Genomic DNA, 24770 nt, shown 5'->3' on the forward strand with positions numbered 1-24770 from the left:
CCTCAAGGTAGTTGCACCCGTGCTTCAATTCATTCTCAAACGATTGGGACTGGCCCTTCTCGTGGCCTTCACCGTGTCGTTTATCAGCTTTAGCCTGCTGTTCCTGTCGGGCGACCCCGCCGCCGCGCTGGCCGGTGAAACCGCCAGTGGCGAAGATATCGAGGCCCTGCGCCGTCTCTATGGTTTTGACCGGCCCATGCTGGTGCAATATGGCGAATGGTTGTTCTCGGCCCTTCAGGGCGATTTCGGCGAGAGCTACTATTTCCGCCTGCCCGTCGCCTCGCTCATCGCCGACCGGTTGAGCGTGACCATGACGCTCGGCGTCTGCGGGATCACCTTCGCGTTGCTGACCGCGGTGCCCTTGGGCGTGGTCGCCGCGATCCGCCCCAATTCGATCATCGATCGTGTGGCGCTTTTCATCTCCGTTGCCGGTCAGGCGATGCCGAGCTTCTGGTTCGGCCTCATCCTGATCGTGGTCTTTGCCATCCAACTGGGCTGGCTGCCACCTTCGGGCACCGACACATGGCGGCATTTCATCTTGCCGACCGTGGTGCTGGGCTATTATGCCATGCCCGCGATCATGCGCCTGACGCGCGCGGGCATGCTGGACGTGCTGAACTCCGACTACATCCGCACCGCGCGGGCCAAGGGCGCGAACGAGCGCCGGGTGCTGTTCCGCCATGCGCTGCGCAACGCGATCATCCCGGTGGTCAGCCTCGCCGCCGTGCAGATGGGCTTCATGCTGGGCGGCTCCATCGTGGTCGAGTCGATCTTCGCGCTACATGGCGCGGGCTATCTGGCCTGGGAGAGCATCGCGCGCAACGACCTGCCCACCGTGCAGGCGCTGATCCTGATCTTCTCGATGTTCTACATTGTTTTCACCTTCCTCGCAGACGTGCTGAACGCATGGCTCGACCCCCGCATGAGGAGCAGCTGACATGGCCACGGCAAGCACACATGACAGCCTTTTGGACGAAATCACCGGCCCGACCCCCGGCCAGATGCTGCGCAAGCGCATCTTCGGGCACCAAGGTCTGCTGATCGGGGCGGTCGTTCTGATCATCCTCACGATTATCGCGATCCTCGCGCCCTGGATCGCCCCGCATGATCCCTATGCCCAAAGTCTGATGACCCGGATGGAGCCCCCCGTGTTCATGGGCGGCACATGGGAGCATCCCTTGGGCACCGACCATCTGGGCCGCGATTACCTGTCGCGCCTCATCTATGGTGCGCGGATCTCGCTGCTGATCGGGGCCGTGGCGGCACTGATCTCGGGCCTGATCGGCACCGCCATGGGCGTGGCTGCGGGCTATTTCGGCGGCAAGGTCGATGCGGTCGTCACCTTCCTCATCAACGTGCGTCTCGCGATGCCGGTGGTTCTGGTGGCGCTCGCTGTGGTGGCGATCCTTGGCGGATCGCTGCAAGTGGTGATCATGGTGCTGGGCCTGCTCTTGTGGGACCGCTTCGCCGTGGTCATGCGCGCCTCCACGATGCAGGTGCGGCGGCGCGAATACGTGGCCGCGGCACAGGTCATCGGCGCCTCCACCCCGCGCATCCTCTTGTCCGAGATCATGCCCAACATCGCCAACAACCTGATCGTCGTCGTCACGCTGGAGATGGCCCATGCGATCCTTCTGGAAGCCGCACTCTCGTTCCTCGGCCTTGGGGTGCAACCGCCGACGCCGAGCTGGGGGCTGATGGTCTCCGAAGGTAAGAACATGATGCTGTTCGAGCCGTGGCTCGTGCTGATCCCGGGCGCCGTGCTTTTCGTGCTGGTGCTGGCGATCAACCTGATGGGTGACGGTCTACGCGACGTCACCGCCCCCGAAAACCGGAGCTGACCCATGACAGAACCACTTCTGAGCGTCCGCAACCTGCGGCTCGATATTCCCACGGGCGGCGGCACCCTGCATGCGGTGCGCGGGATCGACTTCGACCTCAACCGTGGCGAGACCCTGTGCATCGTCGGCGAAAGCGGCTCGGGCAAATCGCTCACCTCGCTGGCGCTGATGGGGCTCTTGGGCAAATCCATCAAACGCCGCGCGGATCGGATGACCTTTGACGGGACCGAGTTGACCACCGCGAGCCAAGGCCAGATGCGCAAGCTGCGCGGGGCGCGGATGTCGATGATCTTCCAAGAGCCGATGACCTCGCTCAACCCGGCCTATACCATTGGAGACCAATTGGCCGAGGCGCTGCTCTTGCACCGCAAGGTCAGCCGCCAGCAGGCGCGGGACCGGGCGATTGAACTCTTGGAAAAAGTCGGCATCACCGCCGCCGAGAGCCGTTTGTCGCAGTATCCGCACCAGCTCTCGGGCGGGTTGCGCCAGCGCGTGATGATCGCCATGGCGCTGATGTGCGAGCCGGAACTGATCATCGCGGATGAGCCGACGACCGCGCTCGACGTGACCATTCAGGCGCAGATCCTGCGGCTGCTCCACGATCTGGGGCGCGAGATGAACATGGCCGTGATCCTGATCACCCATGACCTCGGCGTTGTGGCGCGGGTGGCCGACAAGGTCGCGGTGATGTATGCGGGCGAATTGGTCGAGACCGGCCCGGTCGGAGACATCTTTAACGCGCCCTCGCATCCCTACACCCGTGGGCTTCTGCGCTGCATCCCGCTCCCGGGCAAGACCGACCGCGGCGCGAAACTGGGCACGATCCCGGGCATCGTGCCTTCGCTCGTGGGCGAGGTTGAGGGCTGCGTCTTCCGTACCCGCTGCCCGCATGCCGTCGCCGAATGCCGTGGCGACATCCCCAAGCGCGAGGACGGCAACCACGCTTTCCGCTGCATTTTCCCCGATGGCAAACGCCAGTCCGAGAAGGAGCTGACCGTATGAAGGACAGCGTGAACACACCCCCGGTGCTGGAGCTTTCCGGCGTCAGCAAGACCTACCGGGTGAAACAGGGCATGTTCGGCAAGGTCAAACCGCTCACGGCGGTGAATGACGTGTCGCTGCAATTGGGCAAGGGCGAGGTGCTGGGCCTCGTCGGTGAATCCGGTTGCGGCAAATCCACCCTTGCCAAGATCCTCTTGGGGCTTGAGCAGCCGACCGCCGGTCACGTCAAGATCGACGGCGAAGAGATCACCGAACAGGGCCGTCTGGCGCTGGCACGGCGGATCCAGCCGATCTTTCAAGACCCCTATTCCTCGCTCAACCCCCGCAAGAGCATCTATGACGTGATCTCTCTGCCGCTGCGGGTGCACAACATCGGTGACGAGGAGAGCCGCAAGAAAAAGGTCAAAGAGATCCTCGACGTTGTCGGCCTGCCGCAGCGGGTGATCAACACCTACCCCAGCCAGATGTCGGGCGGCCAGCGCCAGCGTGTGGCCATCGCCCGTGCACTCATCATGAAGCCCGAGGTGGTGATCTGCGACGAGCCGACCTCGGCGCTGGATGTGTCGGTGCAGAGCCAGATCCTCAACCTGCTGGGCGAGCTGCGCGAAGAGTTCGGCCTTACCTATCTCTTCATCAGCCATGATTTGGCGGTGGTCGAACACCTCGCCACCCGCGTGGCGGTGATGTATCTGGGCGAGATCGTCGAGCAGAACTCGGTCGCCGGGCTCTTTGACGCGCCGCGTCACCCTTACACCAAGGCGCTGTTGAAATCCGTGTTGACGCCCGAGCCCGGTTTGGGTGTGCCCGACACGCAGCTTGGCATGGCCTACCCGAACCCGATCGCGCCGCCGCCCGGTTGCCATTTTCACCCGCGCTGCTCGCGCGCCACGGATCTGTGCAAGCAAAAGGCACCGCGTCACACCCCGATCCCGCAGGGGCATGCCGCCTGCCATCTGCACGATCCGGAAACCCCCATGTACGAACAAGAGTAATCCCATGTCATCGAACCTGTCGCACAGCAGTCAAACCCGCAAAACCGTCATCGAAACCGAACATGGCGTCGTCGCCGCCCAGCATCGGTTGGCAGCAATCGCGGGGGCCGAGGTGCTTGCGGCAGGGGGCGATGCGGTGGATGCGGCTGTGGCCACCTCCTTCGTCATCGGCGTGTTGGAACCTTGGATGAGCGGCCCTGCGGGCGGCGGGGCGATGATGCTCTGGCGCGCCGAAGAAGGCCAAGCCCATGCGCTCAACCACGGCATGCGCAGCCCCGGCGCGCTCGACCCGGCGAATTATCCGCTTAGCGGGCGGGGCAAGGCGGGTGATCTCTTCCCCTGGGAGCATGTGGAGGGGGACCGCAACGTTCAAGGTGCCACTGCCATCGCCGTGCCCGGCGTGGTCGACGGGCTGGGCCAAGCCCATGAACGGTTCGGCAAGATGCCTTGGGCCGAGCTGCTTGCCCCGGCGGTTGAACATGCCCGCAAGGGTTTGTTGGTGGATTGGTATGCCGCGCTGGTCATCGCCTCTTGCACACGCGCCCTTGCGCAGGATGTGGATGCGGCGGACCTCTTTCTCGAAGACGGGCAGTGGCCGACGATCAGCGGCTGGACCGCGCTGGCCGAGAAACGGCTGGACCAGTCGCGCATGGCCGACAGCCTTGACCAGATCGCGCGGCACGGGGCGCGCGCGCTCTATGATGGAGACCTTGGGGCCGCGATGGCGCGGGATGTGCAGGACAAGGGCGGCTGCCTCAGCCATGACGACCTGCAAGCCTACCGCGCCGAGTTCAGCGCGCCGCTCGACTTTGCCTACCGCGATGCGCGCTTCCACGTGGTGCCGGGGCTGACCGCCGGGCCGACCTTCCGCGATACTTTTGCCTCTCTCGCGACCGAAGACCTCGGGAACGCCCCCGGCCCCGACAGCTATGCCGCCATGGCCGAGGCACTCAAAGGCGCCTATGCCCGCCGTCTGGGCTCCATGGGCGATACCGGCGAAAGCCCCGAAGCCCCGGGCTGCACCACGCATTTCTCGGTCGTCGACCGTCACGGGAATATGGTGGCGCAGACGCAGACGCTCTTGTCGATCTTCGGCTCGCGCGTCGTCTCGCCCTCCACCGGCTTTTTGATGAACAACGGCATCATGTGGTTCGACCCGGTTCAGGGCCGCCCGAACTCGCTCGGCCCGAACAAGCGCTGCCTGATGAACGTCTGCCCGGTGATCGGCGAACAGGGCGACAAACGCTTCGCCTTCGGCGCCTCCGGCGGGCGCAAGATTTTGGGCGCGGTGGCGCAACTGTCCTCTTTCGTCACCGATTTCGACATGTCGCTCGAAGACAGTTTCCACGCGCCGCGCATTGACGCCTCGGACGCCAACCAGCTCATCGCCGATGAAAGCCTGCCGCGCGATGTGCTCGACCGTCTGCGCGAGAACAATGAGGTCGCCGAGACCAAACGCACGATCTTTCCCTACGCTTTCGCCTGTCCCGCAGGCGTGATGCGCGCGGGCGGGCAGAATTCCGGCTGCACCGAGATCATGTCGCCTTGGGGCGACGCCATTTCCGAAGATATGACAAAGGACATTGAAGCATGACCCGCGATCAAGCGATCGAAGCGATCTCGACCTATTTCGATGAGGGGACGTTCCAAGCCGAACTGGCCAACCTCGTCTCGTACGAGACCGAGAGCCAGAACCCTGACCAAGCCCCCGAACTCAAACGCTATCTAGTCGAGACGATGGAGCCGCGGCTGACGGCGATGGGCTTTGCCTGCAGCTTTCACGACAATCCCGACCCGCGCGGCGGCCCCTTTCTAGTGGGCGAGCGCCGTGAGGGGGACGACCTGCCGACCGTGCTGACCTATGGCCACGGCGACGTGATCCGCGCCCAGACCGACCAGTGGCGGGAGGGGCTGCATCCTTTCAAACTGGTCGAAGAGGGCGATAAGCTTTATGGCCGCGGCACTGCCGACAACAAGGGCCAGCACCTGATCAACATCGCCGCCATCGAAGCGGTGCTGAAAACCCGCGGCAAGCTGGGTTTCAACTGCCGCATCGTGATCGAGATGAGCGAAGAGACCGGCAGCGCGGGTCTGCCCGAGTTCTTTGCCGAACACCGCGAGGAACTGACCGCCGACGTGCTCATCGCCTCGGACGGGCCGCGGCTGCAACCCGAAGTGCCGACCATGTTCATGGGCTCGCGCGGGGGCGTGTCGTTTGATCTGATCGTCGACAAACGCGAAGGCGCGCATCACTCGGGCAACTGGGGCGGCTTGCTGGCCGATCCTGCGATGATCTTGGCGCAGGCCCTGTCGACCGTCACCGACAAGCGCGGGCAAATCCAGATCCCCGAGTGGCGGCCCGACAGCCTGACCCCCTCGGTCCGCGCCGCGTTGAAAGATCTGCCGATCGAAAGCGATGATGGCCCCGCCATCGACAGCGATTGGGGCGAAGAAGACCTGACCCCGGTCGAGCGCGCCTACGGCTGGAACAGCTTTGCCATCCTCGCGATGAAAAGCGGCGTGCCAGAAGCGCCGGTCAACGCGATCTCGGCCCATGCGACGGCCACCTGCCAATTGCGCTATGTCGTCGGCACCGATCCCGAAGACATCCTGCCCGCCCTGCGCCGGCACCTTGATAAACAGGGGTTCGAGGATGTCCGGATCGAACCGCATGACCGCGGCTTCTTCCGCCCGACGCGGCTGGATGCGGATCACCCTTGGGTCAAATTCGTAGCCGACTCTCTGACGAAAAGCGCCGGGAAAGCGCCGCATATCCTACCCAACCTCGCAGGCTCGCTGCCCAATGACAGTTTCAGCGATATCTTGGGTCTGCCCACCGTCTGGGTGCCGCATTCCTACCGCAGCTGTTCGCAGCACGCGCCGGACGAACATGTGCTGAAACCCGTATGCCGCGATGCGCTGCGGGTGATGGCGGGCGTGTTCTGGGACTTGGGCGAAGGCAATACGCCGCCGCGCGCCGCCTAAAACTGCCGGGCGGGGGCCGTGGCCCCTGCCCGCTACATTGCCGCGCGGATGCAGGCTTCGAGGGTTTCCGCCTCAAGCACGCAAGGGTTGGCGCGCATGGAGGAAGAGGCCGCCGCCTCGCGGGCCGTCTCGCCCAGATCCGCATCTTCGGGGATCCATTGGTTCAACCGCTCCAGCCCCCAATCATCCAGCATGGCGGTCAGCGCGTCGAACGTGCCTTCCTCAGGCAGGTCGAACCCGTCGGAGAGCCACATCTGCACCTCCGTGAAGCGGGCCGAGACCCCGAGCGCATCCGCGTTCGCGGCCAGAACCGGCCCCAACAGCCGCCCGCAGATCAGCCCATGCGGCGCAGCGAAACGCCCGCCGATCACACCCGCTAGCCCATGCACGGCCCCGAGGCCCGCATTGGCCAGTGCCAAACCGCCCGAGAGGCTGACATAGGCCAGCGCATCCCGCGCGTCCTGGTCCTCTCCCGCAGCCAGACGTTTAAGCGCAGCGATGCCCTGTGGGATCGCGGCACGGCATAGCGCATCGGTCAGCGGGTTGGCCTTGCTGGACAGATAGGGCTCGATCACCTGCACCAACGCGTCAAGGCCGGAGCCCAAAGTCACCCCGCGCGGCGCGCCGTCGGTGAGCGCCGGGTCGACCAAGGCCAGACGCGGCAGCATGCGGTCGTCACGCAGGCTGACTTTTCGCGCGGCCTCCGGCACGGCGATGACGGCGTTTTTGGTCACCTCGGCCCCCGTGCCTGCGGTGGTGGGGATCGCAATCATCGGCAGGGGATCAGCCTGCAAGGGCTTGCCTGCGCCCACGACTTCAAGATGCTCCATCACGTCGCATTCCGACGGGATCAGCGCCGCTGCCGCCTTGGCAAGGTCGATCACCGCGCCACCGCCCACGCCCAGCACCACATCCGCGCCGCGTCCCGCCGCCACGGCGGCGCGCACGTCGTCGACCGATGGCTCGCCGCTGCCGCGCAACTGGGTCACCTCGCAGCCCGCCGCCGCCAAATCGCGCGCCAGTTCATCGACCCAAGCGACCGAACCGCCGCGCAGCAAAAGCACCTGCCGCCCATAACCCCGCGCGGCTGAGGCCGCTTCACCCGCCACACCGCGGCCAAAGCGGATGCGTCCGGCGGTGGCGAAACCGAAAGGGGAAATCGTCTGCATCAGAACTGCAACGTCGCCTGAACAGCCCGCTGCCACGCGCCGTATTTTTCTTCGCGCGCGGCCTCGCCCATCTGGGTTTCAAACCGCCGGTCGAGCGCCCATTCTCGCGCGAAACCCTCCATATCGGGGTAGATACCCGCCCGCTGCCCGGCGAGCCACGCAGCGCCAAGTGCTGTGGTTTCCAGCACATCGGGGCGGTCCACCGAGGCGCCGATCACGTCCGAGAGGAACTGCATCGCCCAGTCACTGGCGCTCATCCCGCCGTCGACGCGCAGGGTCGCAATCTCGCCCGGCTGGCCTTGGGCGGCCCAATCGGCCTGCATCGCTTCCAAAAGGTCGCGGGTCTGGTAGCCCACGCTTTCCAGCGCCGCCCGCGCGAGTTCCGCGGGGCCGGAGTTGCGCGTGAGCCCGTAGATCGCGCCGCGGCATTCGGCGTTCCAATAGGGCGCGCCGAGGCCCACGAAAGCAGGCACCAGCACCACGTTCTGATGCGGATCGGCCTGCTCGGCCAGAGCCTGCGTCTCGCCCGCCTCGCGGATCATTTTCAGCCCGTCGCGCAGCCATTGCACCACGGCCCCGGCGACGAAGATCGAGCCTTCGAGCGCATAGGTCGGCTTACCGTCGAGTTGGTAGGCGATGGTGGTGAGCAACCGGTTGGTCGAGGTCACCGCCGTCTCGCCCGTGTTCAGAAGCGCGAAACAGCCGGTGCCATAGGTCGATTTCATCATGCCGGGCTGGAAACAGGCCTGCCCGATGGTCGCCGCCTGCTGGTCGCCCGCGACACCGAGGATCGGAATCTCGCGCCCAAAGAGGTCGGGCCGCGTGGTGCCGAAATCGGCGGCGCAGTCCTGCACCTCGGGCAGCATTTCGAGCGGCACGTCGAACATCTTGCAGATCGTCGTGCTCCAGCGGCCCTTGTGGATGTCATAGAGCATGGTCCGTGCGGCGTTGGTCGCATCGGTCACATGGCGCGCGCCGCCGGTGAGCTTCCAGATCAGATAGCTGTCGACTGTGCCGAAAAGCAGCTCGCCCGCCCGCGCCCGTTCGCGCGCGCCTTCGACATTGTCGAGGATCCATTTCAGCTTGGTGCCCGAGAAATAGGGATCGGCCAACAGGCCGGTGCGTTCGGTGATGATCTTGTCGTCGCCGCTTTCGCGCAGCGCGCGGCAGAAATCAGCGGTGCGGCGGTCTTGCCAGACGATGGCGTTATGGACGGGTTTGCCGGTTTTCGCGTCCCAGACCAGCGTCGTCTCGCGTTGGTTGGTGATGCCGATGGCCGTGATGTCGTCGGGGCGCAGACCGGCCTTTTCGATCACCGCGCGGCAGGTGCCAGCGGTCGTCGACCACAGGTCGCCCGGATCATGTTCGACCCAGCCGGAGCGGGGGAAATGCTGCGGGAATTCTTCTTGGGCCGTGGCCGTCACCGACATGTTGCCGTCAAAGATGATCGCCCGCGAGGAGGTGGTTCCCTGATCAATGGCGAGGATATGGGTCATGGCGCGGCCCCCGGATGTTGGATGAAACAAAAAAAGGGGCCGGAACGCTGCTGCGTCCCGGCCCCCGAAAGTTTGGCTTACTGCCAGGACTTGATCAACTCTTCGTAGCTGATGGTCTCGGGCTCGGGGTCTTCGTTGTCGAGCTTGGCAACGGGCGAACCTTCCTGCTCAAGCCAGTAGGAGGCTTCACGCTCCTCGTTCATTTTCGGACCCAGATCACCTTGGACGCCTGCACGCTCAAGACGTTCCATGACCTTTTCCTGCTCGGCGCAGAGGCTGTCGAGCGCTTCCTGAGGTGTTTTCGCACCCGACATCGCGTCGCCGATGTTCTGCCACCACAGCTGCGCCAGCTTGGGGTAATCCGGCACGTTCGTCCCGGTGGGCGACCATGCGGTGCGCGCGGGCGAACGGTAGAATTCCACCAGACCGCCGAGCTTCGGCGCACGTTCGGTGAAGCTGTCGTGCTGGATGGTCGACTCGCGGATGAAGGTCAGACCGGCATGGGCCTTTTCCACGTCCACGGTCTTCGAGGTCACGAACTGCGCATAGAGCCATGCGGCCTTGGCACGGTCGACGGGCGTGCTTTCCATCAGCGTCCAGCTGCCCACGTCCTGATAGCCAACCTTCTGGCCTTCTTTCCAGTAGGCGCCATGCGGGCTGGGGGCCATGCGCCACTTGGGCGTGCCATCTTCGTTCAGCACGGCCTTGGCGCTGTCGTTCACCATGTCGGCGGTGAAGGCGGTGTACCAGAACATCTGCTGTGCGATGGCACCCTGCGCAGGCACCGGACCGGCTTCGCCGAAGGTCATGCCAGCGGCTGCGGGGGGCGTGTACTTCTCAAGCCATTCGATGGATTTGGAGATCGCATAGACCGCCGCCGCATCGTTGGTGGCACCACCACGGGTCACACAGGAACCGACGGGCTGCGAGTTTTCGTTGACACGAATGCCCCATTCGTCGACCGGCAGGCCGTTGGGCTCACCCACGTCGCCGCCGCCCGCCATGGAGAGCCACGCATCGGTGTAGCGCCAGCCAAGGCTCGGGTCTTTCTTGCCGTAGTCCATGTTGCCATAGACTTCGACGCCGTCGATGGTGCGGCCGGTGAAGAATTCGGCGATGTCTTCGTAAGCGGACCAGTTGACCGGCACGCCCAGTTCATAGCCGTATTTCTCTTTGAACTCGGCCATCAACTCAGGATCGGTGAACCAGTCCTGGCGGAACCAGTAAAGGTTCGCGAACTGCTGGTCGGGCAGCTGATACAGCTCGCCATCGGGCGAGGTGGTGAAGTCGAGGCCGATGTAGTCATCGAGATCGAGACCGGGGTTGGTCACGTCTTTGCCTTCGTTCGCCATCCAGTCGGTCAGGCTGCGCGCCTGCTTGTAGCGCCAGTGGGTGCCGATCAGGTCAGAGTCGTTGATATAGGCGTCGTAGATGTTCTCGCCCGACTGCATCTGGGTTTGCAGCTTTTCAACCACGTCCCCCTCGCCGATCAGGTCGTGGGTGATGTTGATGCCGGTGATCGCGCTGAAGGCCGGGGCCAGCACATTGGCTTCATATTCGTGGGTGGTGATGGTCTCGGACACGACTTTGATGTCCATGCCTTTGAACGGCTCGGCAGCGTCGATGAAGAATTGCATCTCCGCTTCCTGCTCTTCGCGGCTCAGCGCGGAGCGTTCGATTTCCTCGTCGAGGAACTTCTTCGCGGCTTCCATATCCGCGAATGCTGGCCCGGCGAGCAGACCGAGCGTGACCGCCAAAGCGGTACTCGATTTCATGACAGATCGTTTCATTATGTCCTCCCTAGACATTTGGTCGTGTCGTATGGCGGCCCCGGTTGCCCGGGGTCCGCCGTGATAGCGCCTAGACCCAGCGAAATACAGCTGCGGCATAGGCAAGGCAGACCAGCAGCGCATAGGGCTGCGGACCCGCCTCGAAACCCAGCCAGATCAAATTGATAAAGGCCGAGCCGAGAAGCGTGATGAACAGACGGTCACCACGGGTTGTCTCAAGCCTGAGGATGCCCACACGGGGCGTCTCAGGGAATTTGATCGCGAGGATCGTGAAGGTCACGAGTAACAGCGCGATGACACCGAAGAAGATCGCGGTGGGCATGGTCCAAGCCATCCAAGACATGGGCGGTCTCCTCTCTTATACCCGCCCGAGGGCAAAGCCCTTGGCGATGTAGTTGCGGACGAAATAGATCACCAGCGCACCCGGCACGATGGTCAGCACACCCGCCGCGGCCAAGACGCCCCAGTCGAGGCCGGAAGCGGAGACGGTGCGGGTCATGGTAGCGGCGATGGGTTTGGCATCGACCGAGGTCAGCGTGCGCGACAGCAGCAGTTCCACCCATGAGAACATGAAGCAGAAGAAGGCCGCGACCCCGATGCCGCTGGCGATCAGCGGGGTGAAGATGCGGATAAAGAAACGCGGGAAGGAATAGCCGTCGAGGTAGGCCGTCTCGTCGATCTCTTTCGGCACGCCGCGCATGAAACCTTCGAGGATCCAAACCGCGAGCGGCACGTTGAACAGGCAGTGTGCCAGCGCCACGGCGATATGCGTGTCAAAGAGGTTGACCGAAGAATAGAGCTGAAAGAACGGCAGCGCGAAAACGGCGGGCGGCGACATGCGGTTCGTCAGCAGCCAGAAGAACAGGTGTTTGTCGCCCAGAAACGTGTAGCGCGAGAAGGCATAGGCCGCTGGCAGCGCCACGGCGAGCGAGATCACCGTGTTCATCACCACATAGATCAGACTGTTCACATAGCCCATGTACCAGCTCGGATCGGTGAGGATCTTGGCATAGTTCGCCAGCGTCAGGTCCCGCGGATAGAGCGAGAAGGACCCGAGGATTTCGGCGTTGGTCTTGAGGCTCATATTGATGAGCCAATAGATCGGCAGCATCAGGAACAACAGGTAGAGCGTCATCACCACCACCGAGCCTTTAGGCCGGAAGCGGCTGCGCCGGGTGCGTTTGGCAGCGGTCACGTCACCCGGAATGGGCGCGGCGCCGGGGGCTTGCACGGTTGTGTCGGTCATCACACACCATCCCTTTTGTCGAGGTTGACCATCACGGTGTAGAACACCCATGAAATCAACAGGATAACGAGGAAATACATCAGGCTGAACGCCGCTGCAGGGCCAAGGTCAAACTGGCCGATGGCCATTTTCACCAAGTCGATCGACAGGAAGGTCGTGGCATTGCCCGGCCCGCCGCCGGTCACGACGAACGGCTCTGTATAGATCATGAAGCTGTCCATGAAGCGCAGCAGAATGGCGATCATCAGCACGCCCGCCATCTTGGGCAGTTCGATGTAGCGGAACACGGCCCAACGGCTGGCTTGGTCGATCTTGGCCGCCTGATAGTAAGCGTCCGGAATGGATTGCAGACCGGCATAGGCCAAGAGCGCCACCAGAGAGGTCCAGTGCCAGACATCCATCACCACAACCGTGATCCATGCCGAGGTGATGTCTTGGGTGTAGTTATAGGTGATGCCCAGCTTGTCGAGCGTATAGCCCAAAAGACCAATGTCGACCCGACCAAAAATTTGCCAGATGGTGCCGACCACGTTCCACGGGATCAGCAGCGGCAGCGACATGAGCACCAGACAAAAGCTGGCCCAGAACCCGTTTTTCGGCATGTTGAGCGCGACGAAGATGCCGAGCGGGATCTCGATCGCCAGAATGACGCCCGAGAAGATCAACTGACGGCCAAGCGCGTCCCACATCCGGTCGCTGTCGAGCATGTCAGAGAACCACTCGAGCCCGGCCCAGAAGAACTCGTTGCGCCCGAAGGTGTCCTGTACCGAGTAGTTCACCACGGTCATCAGCGGGATCACGGCCGAGAAGGCCACGAGGATCAGCACCGGCAGGACAAGGAACCATGCCTTTTGGTTGACGGTCTTGTTCATGCGGCCTCTCCCTCTGCGCTGATGCGCCAATCGTCGTCATAGACGTTGATGCCCGCCGGATCGAAACTGATCGCGGTGTTTTCGCTCGGCACTGTCGCGCCCTCCTCGGCGATGGCGCTGACCTGCTGGCCTGCCACGTCGAGACGGATGATCTTGTGACGGCCCACATCCTCGACACGGGTCACCTTGGCCGGAAGGCCCAGACCTTCGCCATTGATCCGAACGAATTCGGGCCGGACGCCCAGTTGCGTTTTCTGGCCCTTGGGGGCGTAGGTCTTGTTCAAATTAACACTCGTGCCCGCAACCTGCGCCGCATTTCCCGCGATATGCGCGTCAAAGAGGTTCATCCCCGGCGAGCCAATGAAATAGCCCACGAAAGTATGGGCAGGCCGCTCGAAAAGCTCTTGCGGTGTGCCGATCTGCACCACGCGGCCATCATACATGACCACCACCTTGTCGGCGAAGGTCAGCGCCTCGGTCTGGTCGTGGGTCACGTAAATCATCGTGTGACCGAACTCGTGGTGCAGCGATTTGAGCTGCGTGCGCAGTTCCCACTTCATATGGGGGTCGATCACCGTGAGCGGCTCGTCGAACAAGAGCGCGTTCACGTCCTCGCGCACCATGCCGCGGCCCAGTGAAATCTTCTGTTTGGCATCCGCCGTAAGACCCCGCGCCTTGCGGTTCAGCTCATCCTCCATGCCGATCATCTTGGCGATCTGCTGGACCCGGGACGCGACATAGGAGGCATCCGCCCCGCGGTTGCGCAGCGGGAAGGCCAGATTGTCATGCACAGTCATCGTGTCGTAAACGACCGGGAACTGGAAGACCTGCGCGATGTTGCGCTCGGCTGTCGGCGCATGGGTAACGTCCACATCGTTAAACAGGATGCGCCCCTGCGAAGGCTGCAAAAGCCCCGAAATGATGTTGAGCAGAGTGGATTTGCCACAGCCCGAGGCGCCCAGAAGCGCATAGGCTTCGCCGTCGATCCAGTCGTGGTTCAATTCCTTGAGGGCGAAATCATCCTCACCGCTGGGATTGGGCAGATAGGAATGGGCGAGGTTATCAAGCGTGATCTTGGCCATTATGCCGCCTCCGCATAGGGCGCGGCCGAGACGAGCGCCCCGTTCGCGTCAAACAGGTAGATATGCGCCGGGTCCAGATAGACCGGCAGCGGCTGGCCGGGCTGCAAATGCTGGATGCCATGCACCAGACCGACCCATTTCGCACCGTGGTAATCGAGGTGGATAAAGGTCTCCGACCCCGTGATCTCAGTCACGTTCAGCACGGCGTCAAAGCCGATGGCCTCCGGCGCCTGCGCGCTCAGCGTGAGGTGGTTGGGGCGGAAACCGGCGGTATATTCGCCGTCGCGCAAGCTGGCCATCGTGGCGGGTGCCGCCATCCCACCGCCGTCGAAACGCAGCGTGTCGCCCGATTTGGTCATGCTGAGGAAGTTCATCGGCGGGTCAGAGAACACCCGCGCCGTGGTCGCATTCTCGGGCCGGCGGTAGACGCTCGGCGTCGGGCCGAATTGCGTAACGCGGCCTTCCCAGAGCGTCGCGGTATTGCCACCCAGAAGCAGCGCCTCTTCCGGCTCGGTCGTGGCATAGACAAAGATCGACCCGGCCCGTTCAAAGATACGCGGGATTTCGGCGCGAAGTTCTTCGCGCAGCTTGTAGTCGAGGTTGGCCAGCGGCTCATCCAAGAGCACCAGCCCGGCATTCTTGACCAGCGCCCGCGCCAAGGCGCAACGCTGCTGCTGGCCGCCCGAAAGCTCCAGCGGTTTGCGGTCGAGCATCGGGGTGAGCTGCATCAGCTCGGCGGTTTCGCGCACGGCGCGATCAATCTCATCCTTCGACTTGCCCACCAGCTTCATCGGAGAGGCGATGTTGTCGTAAACCGTCATCGAGGGGTAGTTGATGAACTGCTGATAGACCATTGCGACCTTGCGGTCCTGCACCCGCATGCCGGTCACGTCTTCGCCGTTCCAGATCACCTGCCCCGTGCCCGGCACATCGAGCCCCGCCATCAGCCGCATCAGGGACGTCTTGCCCGAGGATGTAGGCCCCAAAAGCACGTTCATCGTGCCTTTTTCCAAGGTCAGGTCGGTCGGGTAGATATGCGTTTGGCCGCCTACCGTCTTCGACACGTTCTTCAGGATCAAACTCACGTTCGACCTCCCCTCATTCCGCCGCAGAGGCGGCTTGTTTCGCCGCGCGCATCTGCATCCATTCATCAAGACGCGCGATCTGCGCCTCGTCCATTCGCAGGCCCAGCTTGCTGCGGCGCCAGACGACGTCCTCTGCGCTGAGGGCATATTCCTTGTTCATCAGCCAAGCGACCTCGCGCGCGGTGAGGGTGGCCCCGAAATGCTCGCCCATATCCGCCAGCGTCTTGGCCTCGCCCGCCATGGCCCGTGCATCCGTACCATAGGCGCGGATCAGCCGGGCTGCCCAGCTTTCATCCAGAAAGTCATAATCCGCTTTCAGCCGCGCGATCAACTGCGCCACGCCGTCCACCGGGAAATCACCGCCGGGCAGGGCGACGCCTGCGGTCCAATGGCCCGACAGCCCGTCGAAATGCGGCGCGATCAGCTCCAGCGCGTCTTCGGCCAGCTTGCGGTAGGTTGTGATCTTGCCGCCAAAGACATTGAGGATCGGCGCGCCGCCGGTCTTGTCGACCTTGAGCGTATAGTCCCGCGTCGCCGCCGTGGCGCTGCTCGCCCCGTCGTCATAAAGCGGACGCACCCCGGAATAGGTCCAGACGATGTCATTGCGGGTGATGTCCTGCTTGAGATAGCCGTTCACGAAGTCGATCAGGTAGTCCTGCTCTTCGGGCGTGCATTCCGGGGTGACGGATGGATCAGGATGATCGGCGTCGGTGGTGCCGATCAGGGTGAAGTCCTGTTCATAGGGGATCGTGAAGATGATCCGCCCATCGGTGCCTTGGAAGAAATAGCATTTGTCGTGATCGTAGAGCCGCTTGGTCACGATATGGCTGCCGCGCACCAGCCGCACCCCTTCGGAGGAGTTCAGCCGCGCGGTGTTGTGGATGATGTCGCCGACCCACGGACCACCCGCGTTGACCAGCATCTTGGCGTGGATCACCTCGCGCTGGCCATCCGCGCCATGCTCCACGGTGACCGCCCAGCCATCGGCGCTGCGGTCGGCAGAGACGACCTTGGTCCGGGTCATGATACGCGCGCCGCGCAGTTCGGCGTCGCGGGCGTTCAGCACCACAAGGCGGGAGTCTTCGATCCAGCAGTCGGAATACTCGAAAGCCTTCTCGAACCGATCCTCCAGCGGCGCCCCTTCGGGCGTGCCGCGCAAGGAAAGGCTGCGTGTGGCGGGCAGGATTTTACGCCCGCCGAGGTTGTCATAGAGGAACAGGCCCAGACGGATCAGCCATGCCGGGCGGCGGCCCCGCATCCACGGCATGAACAACCGCAGCAGCTTGGAAGTCGGCGTGTCGCCCTCGAACCGCATGTCGCGGTGATAGGGCAGCACGAAACGCATCGGCCAAGAGATATGCGGCATCGCCTTTAGCAGCACCTCGCGCTCGGTCAACGCATGGCGCACGAGGCCGATCTCGAAATACTCAAGGTAACGCAGCCCGCCGTGAAAAAGCTTGGTCGAGGCCGAAGATGTCGCCGAGGCCAGATCGTTCATCTCGGCCAAGGTCACGCTCAGACCCCGGCCTGCCGCGTCGCGCGCGATCCCGGCCCCGTTAATGCCACCACCGATGACGAATAAATCGACCGGGGCAGCGGCCATATGGCTATCGGGCTGTTGGTTCACGATCCGGCCCTCCCCCAGCTCAGACTGTCCAATTTGGGGCAGTGTTACGAAACGACTCTCATCTGCACAAGAATTATTTTCGTTTATGTTCGTTTCGCCAGCATAGCGAACATGTTAAACGTGTCTTGCTGCGCGATTGCTTGCGTTAGCCAAAACACTGGAGATAATGCGCCAACAGCAGGCAGGAGCGACGCCCATTTCACAGACATTCCGCCATCCCGACATCCTTGAAATCGCCCGGCGCGAAGGCAAAGTCACCGTCGATGGGCTGGCCGAACATTTCGGCGTGACCCATCAGACCATCCGCCGTGACCTTACCGAACTGGCCGACAGCGGTAAGCTTGAGCGGGTCCATGGCGGCGCGGTGCTGCCCTCGGGGGCCAGCAACATCGGCTATGCCGAGCGGCGCAATCTGCATGAAGAGGCCAAGAATCGCATCGCCCGCGCCTGCGCCGAACATATCCCCGACGGCTGTTCGGTCTTTCTAAATATCGGTACCAGTACCGAGGCGGTGGCCCGCGCCCTGCTTCACCACCGGGATTTGATGGTGGTAACGAACAACATGAACGTGGCGAATATTCTGGTCGATAACCCCGAATGCCGCATCGTGCTGACCGGCGGCGCACTGCGCCGGATGGACGGCGGTCTGGTCGGCAATCTAACGATCGAGACGATCCGCCAGTTCAAATTCGACATCGCAGTGATCGGCTGTTCGGCCATGGATGCGGATGGTGATCTGCTCGACTTCGACATCGAGGAAGTGGGCGTCAGCCAATGTATCATCGCGCAGTCGCGGAAGACTTTTTTGGTGACCGATCATTCCAAATTCAAACGCTCTGCCCCCGCGCGGATCGCCTCAGCGCGGGAGGTGGATATGTTCTTTACCGATCTGGCGCTGCCTGCGGGCCTTGCCGAAAAATGCAGCGGTTGGGAGACCGCAGTGGTCTATGCGCCGGAAGAGTGACCCCCGCCGCTAGGCGTCTGTCCATTCCCGCGCGCGGGGCTTGACCACGAGCGTCGGCTTGCAGGCTTTCAAAGCGTGGACGAAATGCTGGCTCCAGAGGTTCACGTCCGTGGCCCGCACCTGCGCCATGCAGCTTGCATGGCGGCGCTTGCGCTCTTCCAGCGGCAGGGCGAGCGCGGTCTTGAGCGCTTCGCTCATGTCTTCGATATCATAGGGGTTGACCTGAATCGCATCCGCGAGGTCTTCGGCGGCGCCGGCCATATGCGACAGGATCAGCACGCCGGGGTCTTCGGGGTCTTGCGCGGCGACATATTCTTTGGCCACAAGGTTCATCCCATCGGCGAAGGGCGTCACGATCCCGACCCGCGCCCGGCGATAGAGGCGGGCCAAAAGGTTGCGATCAAGGTTGCGATGAATATAGCGCAGCGGGGTCCAGTCGATCTCTCCATGCTCCCCGTTCACGCGGCCGACAAGCTCTTCCAGCTCGTAGCGCAACTCGCGATAGGCGGCGACTTCCTCTCGGCTGGGCGGGGCGATTTGGACCATGCTTACCCGCCGTTCGCGCTCATCCCGGGTTTCAAGATAGCGGCCAAAGGCGCGGAAGCGGTTGGGCAGACCTTTGGAGTAATCCAGCCGGTCGACGCCGATCACGATGTCACCCGCCATATCGTCGGCCAGACGGTCCTGCGCGCTGCCGCCCTGCGCGGCCTTCACAAAGGTCTCCACGTCGATGCCGATGGGGAAAGACCGCAGCGCCACCGCGCGGGAGCCGCATTTGATCGTGCCATCCATCAGGAATTCGGAATCGGTTTCGGCCCGGAACATCTCAAGACAGCGGGCCACATCGGCGCGGGTTTGCAGGCCTACGAGGTCATAATCCGCCAGCCAATGCGCCAGATTGGCCTCCCGCGGGAGGGCGCCCATATCGCCCAAGGCGGGGAAGGGAATATGCAGGAAAAACCCGATCTTGCCGGTAAAGCCCAGCTTGCGCAGCTCTGTGGCGAGGGGGAAGAAATGATAGTCGTGCACCCAGATCATATCGTCTGGCTCGGCCACCTCCATCACCTGCCGGGCGAGGCGCGCGTTGACGGCGCAATAGCCCCGCTCGAACCCGCGGTCGAGCTTGACCAGATCGCCGCGGCGGTGACAGACAGGCCAAAGCACGGAGTTCGAGAAGCCGAGGTAGAAATTCTTGTAGTCTTCGGGGGTTAGGCTAAAGCTCAGCCGGGTGTAATTGCCCTGATCGCCATATTCGCTGAGACTGTTGGCGGGGGTTTCCGTGGTTTCGGGGTGCGACCCGATCCAAATGCCGCCGATCTTGCGCAGGGTTTCATGCAGCGCATAGACCAGCCCACCGGAAGGGGCGGCCTCCGATGGAATGCGATTTGAGATTACAATTAATCTGCCAGCCATTTTATGCCTCGGGAACAATCATTTTCGGTCGCCGAGCCTGATTAGGCGGAACGCCGACCACCACTAACGGTTTAATGGTTTAGGTCGGTAAAGGTTCCCAGCTTGAGCGCCTTTGGTCAAATCTTTTGCAGGTGCAGCATGGCCTAGAGCCGGAATTAATTTCTCAGCGCCCAAGAAAGAACCACGCGACCCCCACAGGCAGCAGCGACATGAGGATCATCGACAGAATGACCACCCGCCCGTCGCGCATCAGATAGCCCGCCGCGAAGATGGCGATCATCGCCGACGCGATGGAGCCGGAAGTGGGTACGACTTCCATGAAGGGCATGAACATCGATAGGGCCATCACCATGAACAGGGGCAGGTAAATCCACGGTCGGTGCAGGATGAAGGTCGAGCGCTCATGCAGATAGCGGTCCACGAAATCCACCGGACGGCGCAGCCATCGCACCCCCTCGCGGAGTTTCTTCGCGGCGATGTCACGGCGCATGACGAAACCGGGCAGCCAAAGGCTGTCGCGGCCAAAGATCATCTGCACCACCAGAAACAGCACCACCAAACCGATGAAAGCCGTGATCCCCGGAATGCCGCTGGCGGGTGAGGTTGAGATCAGGCTGAAGGCAAGGATGGTTGAGGCAAAAGAATGTTTGCCCAGACAATCAATGATCTCTTCCACGGTGATTTGCCGATCCGCGCCGCCGGAAAGATGCTCCATCTCATCTAGGACGCCGCTGAGGGTTGGCCGACCTGTATCGCTCATGAAATTCTGGTCCTTCTAACGTCCGGCGATAGCGCTATTCATTTTAACAATGCGTGAGCGCCGTGAAAGTTCGCCCGAATGGTCGATTCAAGTTCACGTCTTCGCGCGCAGAAAGGCCAACAGCCCCCGTTCGGCTTGGGTCATATCGTCGATATCGGGCGGGTCCGGCAAGTCTTGCGGGGTCTGGCAAAGTTCGATCACCTGCGGATGGATATAGCTGTTGCGCGCGATGGTGGGCGTATTGTGCAACCGTTCGGCGGCGGCTTCGGCCATGGCTTTGATGCTGGGCTTGTCCTCTTTCAGCGCCACGTCGAAGGCGGCGACGGACCCGGCCCAAGTGCGAAAGGTCTTGGCCGAGAAGCCTTCGGTGCCAGCGGCCTCGGCAATGTAGTCGTTCAGCGTGGTTGAGGTCAGACTGCGCGGCTGCCCCTCTTCGTCGAGCCATGTCAGCAGGTCCGCGCCGGGCAGATCGCGAATTTTCTCAAGCGCGCGCATTAGGGTGCGGTTGGCGATCTGGCGGCGAACCCGTTTGCCGCCCTTCGCCATGAAAGACGCCTGCAACTTCCCGTCGCGCAGGACCAGATGCCGCCGTTTCAGGGTCAGCGTGCCATAGGTCCGGTTGGTTTCGGCATAGACCTGATTGCCGACGCGCAGCGACAGCCGGTCGATCATCGCCACGGCGGCGGCCAGAGCGAAATCACGTTCGCCCAACTCCTCCTTAAGATCACGGCGCACGCGGCGGCGGATGCGCGGCAGGGTTTCGGCAAACTCGGGCAGGCTTGCGTATTTCTCCTGCGCCTGCGCCTCGGACCAGAGCGGATGGTAACGGTATTGCTTGCGGCCTCGCGCATCGAAGCCGGTCGCCTGAAGGTGACCGTTGTCATAGGGGCTGATCCAGACCCGCTCATAGGCCGGGGGCACCGCCAGTTTCACCAGCCGCGCCCGCTCGGCCTTGTCCTTGATGCAACGGCCATCGGGCGCGTGATAGGAAAACCCCCGCCCGCAGCGCCGCCGAGCGATGCCGGGTTTGCTGTCGGGGTAGTACCTGAGCGTCGACGGTGCGGTCATCTGGGCTTCCGATTGCGATAGGCGGGGTGGCGTCTGGGGCCTGCCCCCGTTTTGATCAACGCGGGCGCATCGGCTGGGTTCCCGCGGCGCACATCGCGCATCTCTGCGCAGTTGCAGCATAAATCCGTTGATTTCGCTGCGCTGGCGCATAGGTTTCTGGGGGAACGCCCGTGCAACGAAACGGATAGACCGGACCCTATGGATAGCACCACCCTGTCGCCCCGCAACCTGCCGCCCGTGATCCCGGTCGAGCGCCATGCGTTCTTCCTTGATCTCGACGGCACGCTCGCCCCCATTGTCGACAACCCCGAAGACGCCTGTCTGCCGGAGGCGACGCGCCATCTGCTGACCCGTCTCGTCGCAAAGACCGATGGGGCGGTGGCGGTGATCTCTGGCCGGGCCATGGCGGATGTGGACCGTATCTTGGGCGCGCTGCGCCTGCCGCTCTCGGGATCGCATGGGTTGGAGCTGCGGCTTAGCACCGCTGAAGATCACGCGCCGGAGCAGAGCGCGGGAATCCCCACCCCGGTCATCGACCGGGTCGAGGAATTCGCCGTGCTGCATGGGGTGACGTCCGAGCGCAAGCCGGGCGCGATCGCGCTGCATTACCGCAAGGCCCCGGATCAAGAAGACGCCTGTCGCGGCTTCGTCGATACGCTGGTCGGCGAAGACTCCAGCCTGCGCGGTTTGCATGGCAAGATGGTTAGCGAGGTCGCCTTGAAAGGTGTCGACAAGGGCGGCGCGGTGGCGCGGTTCATGGCCTCCCCCGCCTTTACAGACCGCCTGCCCGTGATGGTCGGCGATGACGTGACGGATGAAGACGGCTTTCGCGCGGCGCAGGCCATGGGTGGCTTTGGCATCAAGATTGGCCAAGGGCCGACCGAAGCCCAACATCGCATCGAAGACGTGGCCGGTTTTGCCGATTGGCTGGAAGAGATTTTGCGCTGATCCGGCCCGCCCGGCAGACGCAATAGGAATAGAAAAGAGGGACTTATGGATCTGGGTGTCATCGGGAATTGCGCGGTTGCGGCGCTGGTCAGCCGCGAAGGGGCGATCAACTGGTTCTGCCTGCCGCGTTTCGACGGCGATCCGGTCTTTCACAGCCTGATGGGCCATGGCGCGGGCGAAGAGGGCGACGGGGAATTTGCCGTCGAACTCGAAGATATGACCGAGAGCGAGCAGAGCTATCTGCCCAATACCGCGATCCTGCGCACCGTGTTGCGCAGCCCCAAAGGCGCGGTCGAGATTGTCGACTTCTGCCCCCGTTTCACCGCCTATGGCCGCAGCTTTCGCCCGCAGATGCTGGTGCGGCAGGTGCGGCGTATCGAAGGTTCCCCCCGTGTGCGGATGCGGCTGAAGCCGCGCTTTCAATGGGGGGAAGTGGCCCCAACCCTCACCCGTGGCTCCAATCATGTGCGCTTCGTCGGGCCAGAGCAGAACATGCGCCTGACCACCGACGCGCCGATTGATCATGTGCTCGACGGGCGGATGATCAACCTCGAAGGTGAGATGACCTTCATCCTCGGCCCCGATGAGACCCTGTCGGACAGCCCTGAGCAGATCGGCACCACCTTCCGCACCAAGACGACCCGCTATTGGCAGCGCTGGACCCAGCGTTTGGCGATCCCTTTCGAGTGGCAGGAGGCCGTCATCCGCGCCGCGATCACGTTGAAACTGTGTAGCTACGAGGCCACGGGCGGGGTGATCGCCGCGATCACCACCTCCCTGCCTGAGGCGCCGGATTCGGGGCGCAACTGGGATTACCGCTATTGCTGGGTGCGCGATGCGTTTTTCACCGTGCGCGCCCTCAACAGCCTCGCCGCGACCCGCACGTTGGAGCATTATTTCCAATGGCTGATGAATGCCGTGGCCGATGCCGAGGGCGGGCATATCCAGCCGGTGCTGGGGCTGGGGCTTGAGACGGCGCTGACCGAACGTATCTCACCCAGCCTACAGGGGTTCCGTGGGATGGGGCCGGTGCGGATCGGCAATCAGGCGCATGAGCATTTCCAGCATGACACCTATGGCAACATCATCCTCGGCGCGGCCCCGGCGTTTTTCGATCACCGGCTGCCGATGAACACCGGGCGCACCGCCTATGAGCAGTTGGAGCCGCTCGGCGAACAGGCGTGGGAGCTGCACGACCAGCCCGATGCGGGCATTTGGGAATTGCGCAGCCGCGCGCGGATTCACACCTCCTCGTCGCTGATGTGCTGGGCCGCCTGCGACCGTCTGGCCAAGATCGCGCGGCATCTGGAATTGGACGATCGCGCCACCCTCTGGGCGGAGCGGGCCGAGGTGATCCGCGACAAGATCCTCGACAACGCATGGTCCGAGGAACGCGGCGCCTTTGTCGAAAGCTTTGGCGGCAGCACCCTCGACGCAAGCGTTTTGCTGATGGGCGAGGTCGGCTTTCTGCCGCCGAAAGACCCGCGATTCATCGCCACGGTCGAACGTCTTTCCGAAGTGCTGGGCCGCGGCCCCTTCATGCTGCGTTACGAAGAAGCCGACGATTTCGGCGTGCCGGAGGTGGGCTTCAACGTCTGCGCCTTCTGGCGCATCGACGCGCTGGCACGGATTGGCCGCGAAGAGGAAGCGCGCAAACTGTTCGAAGAGTTGCTGGAGGCCCGCAACCACCTTGGTCTGATGTCCGAAGATACTGCCTTTGCCACTGGTGAGGGCTGGGGCAACTTCCCCCAGACCTACTCAATGGTCGGCATCATCAACGGTGCCATGCGCCTGTCGCGCCGGTGGGAGGCCGAGCTTTAACGCGCAAGCAACAGCCGCAGCCCCAAAAGCCCCAGCACAGCCGAGGCGGTGCGGTCGAAATAGACCTTCGCGCGCAGGTAACCTTGACTGACGGCAGGGCGGCTCATGCCGAAGGCCAATGCGGTGTAGAAGGCCAGTTCGATGATCAGGTGATTGGCGACGATCAAGAGGTTCTCGCTCAGCCGCATCCCCTCGGGGAAGATGACGACCAGCACCGCGGCGGCGAAAAGCACCGATTTGGGGTTCAGGATGTTGATCATCAGCCCCTGCCGGAACGCATGGCGGGCGGGTGTCACCGTGCTGGTCACCGGTGCCCGCGCCCCGCGCCACATGCCGTAAGCCACATAGAGCAGGTAGGCTGCGCCCACGGTTTTCACGATGGCATAGGCCCATGGGAAGGCGAGGAAGACGGCCTCCAACCCCAAGAGCGCGGCGAGTGTCCAGAACGACGCCACGAGGCCGAGACCAGCCCCCACCGCAACGCCCGCCTGCCGTCCCGAACTCAGCGTCGTTTTCAACGCGATCAGAAAGGCCGGGCCGGGGCTGAGGATCGACGCGATGAGCGCGATGTTGAAGGCGATGAGATGCGAAAGTTCCATGGCAGCGGTC

The 24770-nt window shown here is 63.1% G+C and carries 22 protein-coding genes; 9 read left to right on the forward strand and 13 right to left on the reverse strand.

Features of this window, described 5'->3' with window-relative positions; all coding sequences use genetic code 11:
* Nucleotides 1-19: 19 nt before the first annotated feature.
* Genes ACGYLX_RS13870 through ACGYLX_RS13895 form a run of 6 tightly spaced genes read left to right on the forward strand, consistent with a single transcriptional unit; the run spans nucleotide 20 to nucleotide 6820 of the window.
* A complete protein-coding gene (locus ACGYLX_RS13870; RefSeq protein WP_136720362.1) occupies nucleotides 20-937 on the forward strand; it encodes an ABC transporter permease in 918 nt (305 codons plus the stop codon).
* A gap of 1 nt (nucleotide 938) precedes the next feature.
* Nucleotides 939-1841 (forward strand): ABC transporter permease, encoded by a 903-nt coding sequence (locus ACGYLX_RS13875; RefSeq protein WP_271690227.1) that lies wholly within the window; start codon nucleotides 939-941, stop codon nucleotides 1839-1841.
* A gap of 3 nt (nucleotides 1842-1844) precedes the next feature.
* Nucleotides 1845-2843, forward strand: coding sequence for an ABC transporter ATP-binding protein (locus ACGYLX_RS13880; protein ID WP_067268446.1), 999 nt, complete (start codon nucleotides 1845-1847; stop codon nucleotides 2841-2843).
* Entirely contained in the window at nucleotides 2840-3835 is a 996-nt protein-coding gene (locus ACGYLX_RS13885) for an ABC transporter ATP-binding protein (RefSeq protein ID WP_394450236.1), read from the forward strand. The genes ACGYLX_RS13880 and ACGYLX_RS13885 overlap by 4 nt, the downstream gene beginning before the upstream one ends.
* A 4-nt stretch (nucleotides 3836-3839) precedes the next feature.
* Complete coding sequence (locus ACGYLX_RS13890; RefSeq protein ID WP_394450238.1) at nucleotides 3840-5429, forward strand: gamma-glutamyltransferase; 1590 nt, start codon at nucleotides 3840-3842, stop codon at nucleotides 5427-5429.
* On the forward strand, nucleotides 5426-6820 hold the full coding sequence (locus ACGYLX_RS13895; RefSeq protein WP_394442453.1) for a M20 family metallopeptidase: 1395 nt from the start codon (nucleotides 5426-5428) through the stop codon (nucleotides 6818-6820). The genes ACGYLX_RS13890 and ACGYLX_RS13895 overlap by 4 nt, the downstream gene beginning before the upstream one ends.
* Nucleotides 6821-6852: 32 nt before the next feature.
* Here ACGYLX_RS13895 and ACGYLX_RS13900 read toward each other — a convergent pair whose 3' ends face one another.
* From ACGYLX_RS13900 to glpD, 9 genes are all read right to left on the reverse strand, one after another.
* Nucleotides 6853-7980, reverse strand: coding sequence for an iron-containing alcohol dehydrogenase (locus ACGYLX_RS13900; protein WP_394450399.1), 1128 nt, complete (start codon nucleotides 7978-7980; stop codon nucleotides 6853-6855).
* Nucleotides 7981-7988: 8 nt separating this feature from the next.
* Nucleotides 7989-9485, reverse strand: coding sequence for a glycerol kinase GlpK (gene glpK, locus ACGYLX_RS13905; RefSeq protein WP_394442450.1), 1497 nt, complete (start codon nucleotides 9483-9485; stop codon nucleotides 7989-7991).
* Between the two features lie 77 nt (nucleotides 9486-9562).
* Nucleotides 9563-11260, reverse strand: a complete 1698-nt coding sequence (locus tag ACGYLX_RS13910) for an extracellular solute-binding protein (RefSeq protein ID WP_394442569.1) — start codon at nucleotides 11258-11260, stop codon at nucleotides 9563-9565.
* 85 nt (nucleotides 11261-11345) lie between these two features.
* Nucleotides 11346-11618, reverse strand: coding sequence for a DUF2160 domain-containing protein (locus tag ACGYLX_RS13915; protein WP_394442447.1), 273 nt, complete (start codon nucleotides 11616-11618; stop codon nucleotides 11346-11348).
* 15 nt (nucleotides 11619-11633) lie between these two features.
* A complete protein-coding gene (locus ACGYLX_RS13920) occupies nucleotides 11634-12521 on the reverse strand; it encodes a carbohydrate ABC transporter permease (RefSeq protein WP_067268458.1) in 888 nt (295 codons plus the stop codon).
* On the reverse strand, nucleotides 12521-13393 hold the full coding sequence (locus ACGYLX_RS13925) for a carbohydrate ABC transporter permease (protein ID WP_067268460.1): 873 nt from the start codon (nucleotides 13391-13393) through the stop codon (nucleotides 12521-12523). Before ACGYLX_RS13925 ends, ACGYLX_RS13920 begins: the two co-directional genes overlap by 1 nt.
* The gene (locus tag ACGYLX_RS13930) at nucleotides 13390-14475 is read right to left on the reverse strand and encodes an ABC transporter ATP-binding protein (protein ID WP_394442444.1); all 1086 of its coding nucleotides are present in this window, start codon (nucleotides 14473-14475) and stop codon (nucleotides 13390-13392) included. The genes ACGYLX_RS13925 and ACGYLX_RS13930 overlap by 4 nt, the downstream gene beginning before the upstream one ends.
* The gene (locus ACGYLX_RS13935; protein WP_394442441.1) at nucleotides 14475-15560 is read right to left on the reverse strand and encodes an ABC transporter ATP-binding protein; all 1086 of its coding nucleotides are present in this window, start codon (nucleotides 15558-15560) and stop codon (nucleotides 14475-14477) included. The genes ACGYLX_RS13930 and ACGYLX_RS13935 overlap by 1 nt, the downstream gene beginning before the upstream one ends.
* Nucleotides 15561-15573: 13 nt before the next feature.
* Nucleotides 15574-17163, reverse strand: a complete 1590-nt coding sequence (glpD, locus tag ACGYLX_RS13940) for a glycerol-3-phosphate dehydrogenase (protein WP_394442566.1) — start codon at nucleotides 17161-17163, stop codon at nucleotides 15574-15576.
* A gap of 220 nt (nucleotides 17164-17383) precedes the next feature.
* On the opposite strand from glpD, the gene ACGYLX_RS13945 reads away from it, so the two are divergent.
* On the forward strand, nucleotides 17384-18151 hold the full coding sequence (locus ACGYLX_RS13945) for a DeoR/GlpR family DNA-binding transcription regulator (protein WP_067268490.1): 768 nt from the start codon (nucleotides 17384-17386) through the stop codon (nucleotides 18149-18151).
* A gap of 9 nt (nucleotides 18152-18160) precedes the next feature.
* Here ACGYLX_RS13945 and ACGYLX_RS13950 read toward each other — a convergent pair whose 3' ends face one another.
* From ACGYLX_RS13950 to ACGYLX_RS13960, 3 genes are all read right to left on the reverse strand, one after another.
* A complete protein-coding gene (locus tag ACGYLX_RS13950) occupies nucleotides 18161-19564 on the reverse strand; it encodes a trehalose-6-phosphate synthase (RefSeq protein WP_394442439.1) in 1404 nt (467 codons plus the stop codon).
* A gap of 163 nt (nucleotides 19565-19727) precedes the next feature.
* Nucleotides 19728-20324, reverse strand: a complete 597-nt coding sequence (locus tag ACGYLX_RS13955) for an exopolysaccharide biosynthesis protein (protein ID WP_067268470.1) — start codon at nucleotides 20322-20324, stop codon at nucleotides 19728-19730.
* A 93-nt stretch (nucleotides 20325-20417) separates the two neighbouring features.
* Nucleotides 20418-21392: a DNA topoisomerase IB gene (locus ACGYLX_RS13960; RefSeq protein ID WP_394450241.1), complete on the reverse strand. Its 975-nt coding sequence runs from the start codon at nucleotides 21390-21392 to the stop codon at nucleotides 20418-20420.
* Nucleotides 21393-21590: 198 nt separating this feature from the next.
* Here ACGYLX_RS13960 and otsB point away from each other — a divergent pair, with 198 nt between their 5' ends.
* Nucleotides 21591-22340 (forward strand): trehalose-phosphatase, encoded by a 750-nt coding sequence (gene otsB, locus ACGYLX_RS13965; RefSeq protein ID WP_394442433.1) that lies wholly within the window; start codon nucleotides 21591-21593, stop codon nucleotides 22338-22340.
* Nucleotides 22341-22385: 45 nt separating this feature from the next.
* On the forward strand, nucleotides 22386-24161 hold the full coding sequence (locus ACGYLX_RS13970) for a glycoside hydrolase family 15 protein (protein ID WP_394450243.1): 1776 nt from the start codon (nucleotides 22386-22388) through the stop codon (nucleotides 24159-24161).
* On the opposite strand, the gene ACGYLX_RS13975 is transcribed toward ACGYLX_RS13970, so the two are convergent.
* A complete protein-coding gene (locus ACGYLX_RS13975; protein ID WP_394450245.1) occupies nucleotides 24158-24760 on the reverse strand; it encodes a LysE family translocator in 603 nt (200 codons plus the stop codon). The two genes, ACGYLX_RS13970 and ACGYLX_RS13975, sit on opposite strands and share 4 nt — an antisense overlap.
* Between the last annotated feature and the right edge of the window lie 10 nt (nucleotides 24761-24770).

This window comes from Sulfitobacter sp. 1A13496 (genome assembly GCF_043557225.1).
Lineage (GTDB): Bacteria > Pseudomonadota > Alphaproteobacteria > Rhodobacterales > Rhodobacteraceae > Sulfitobacter > Sulfitobacter faviae.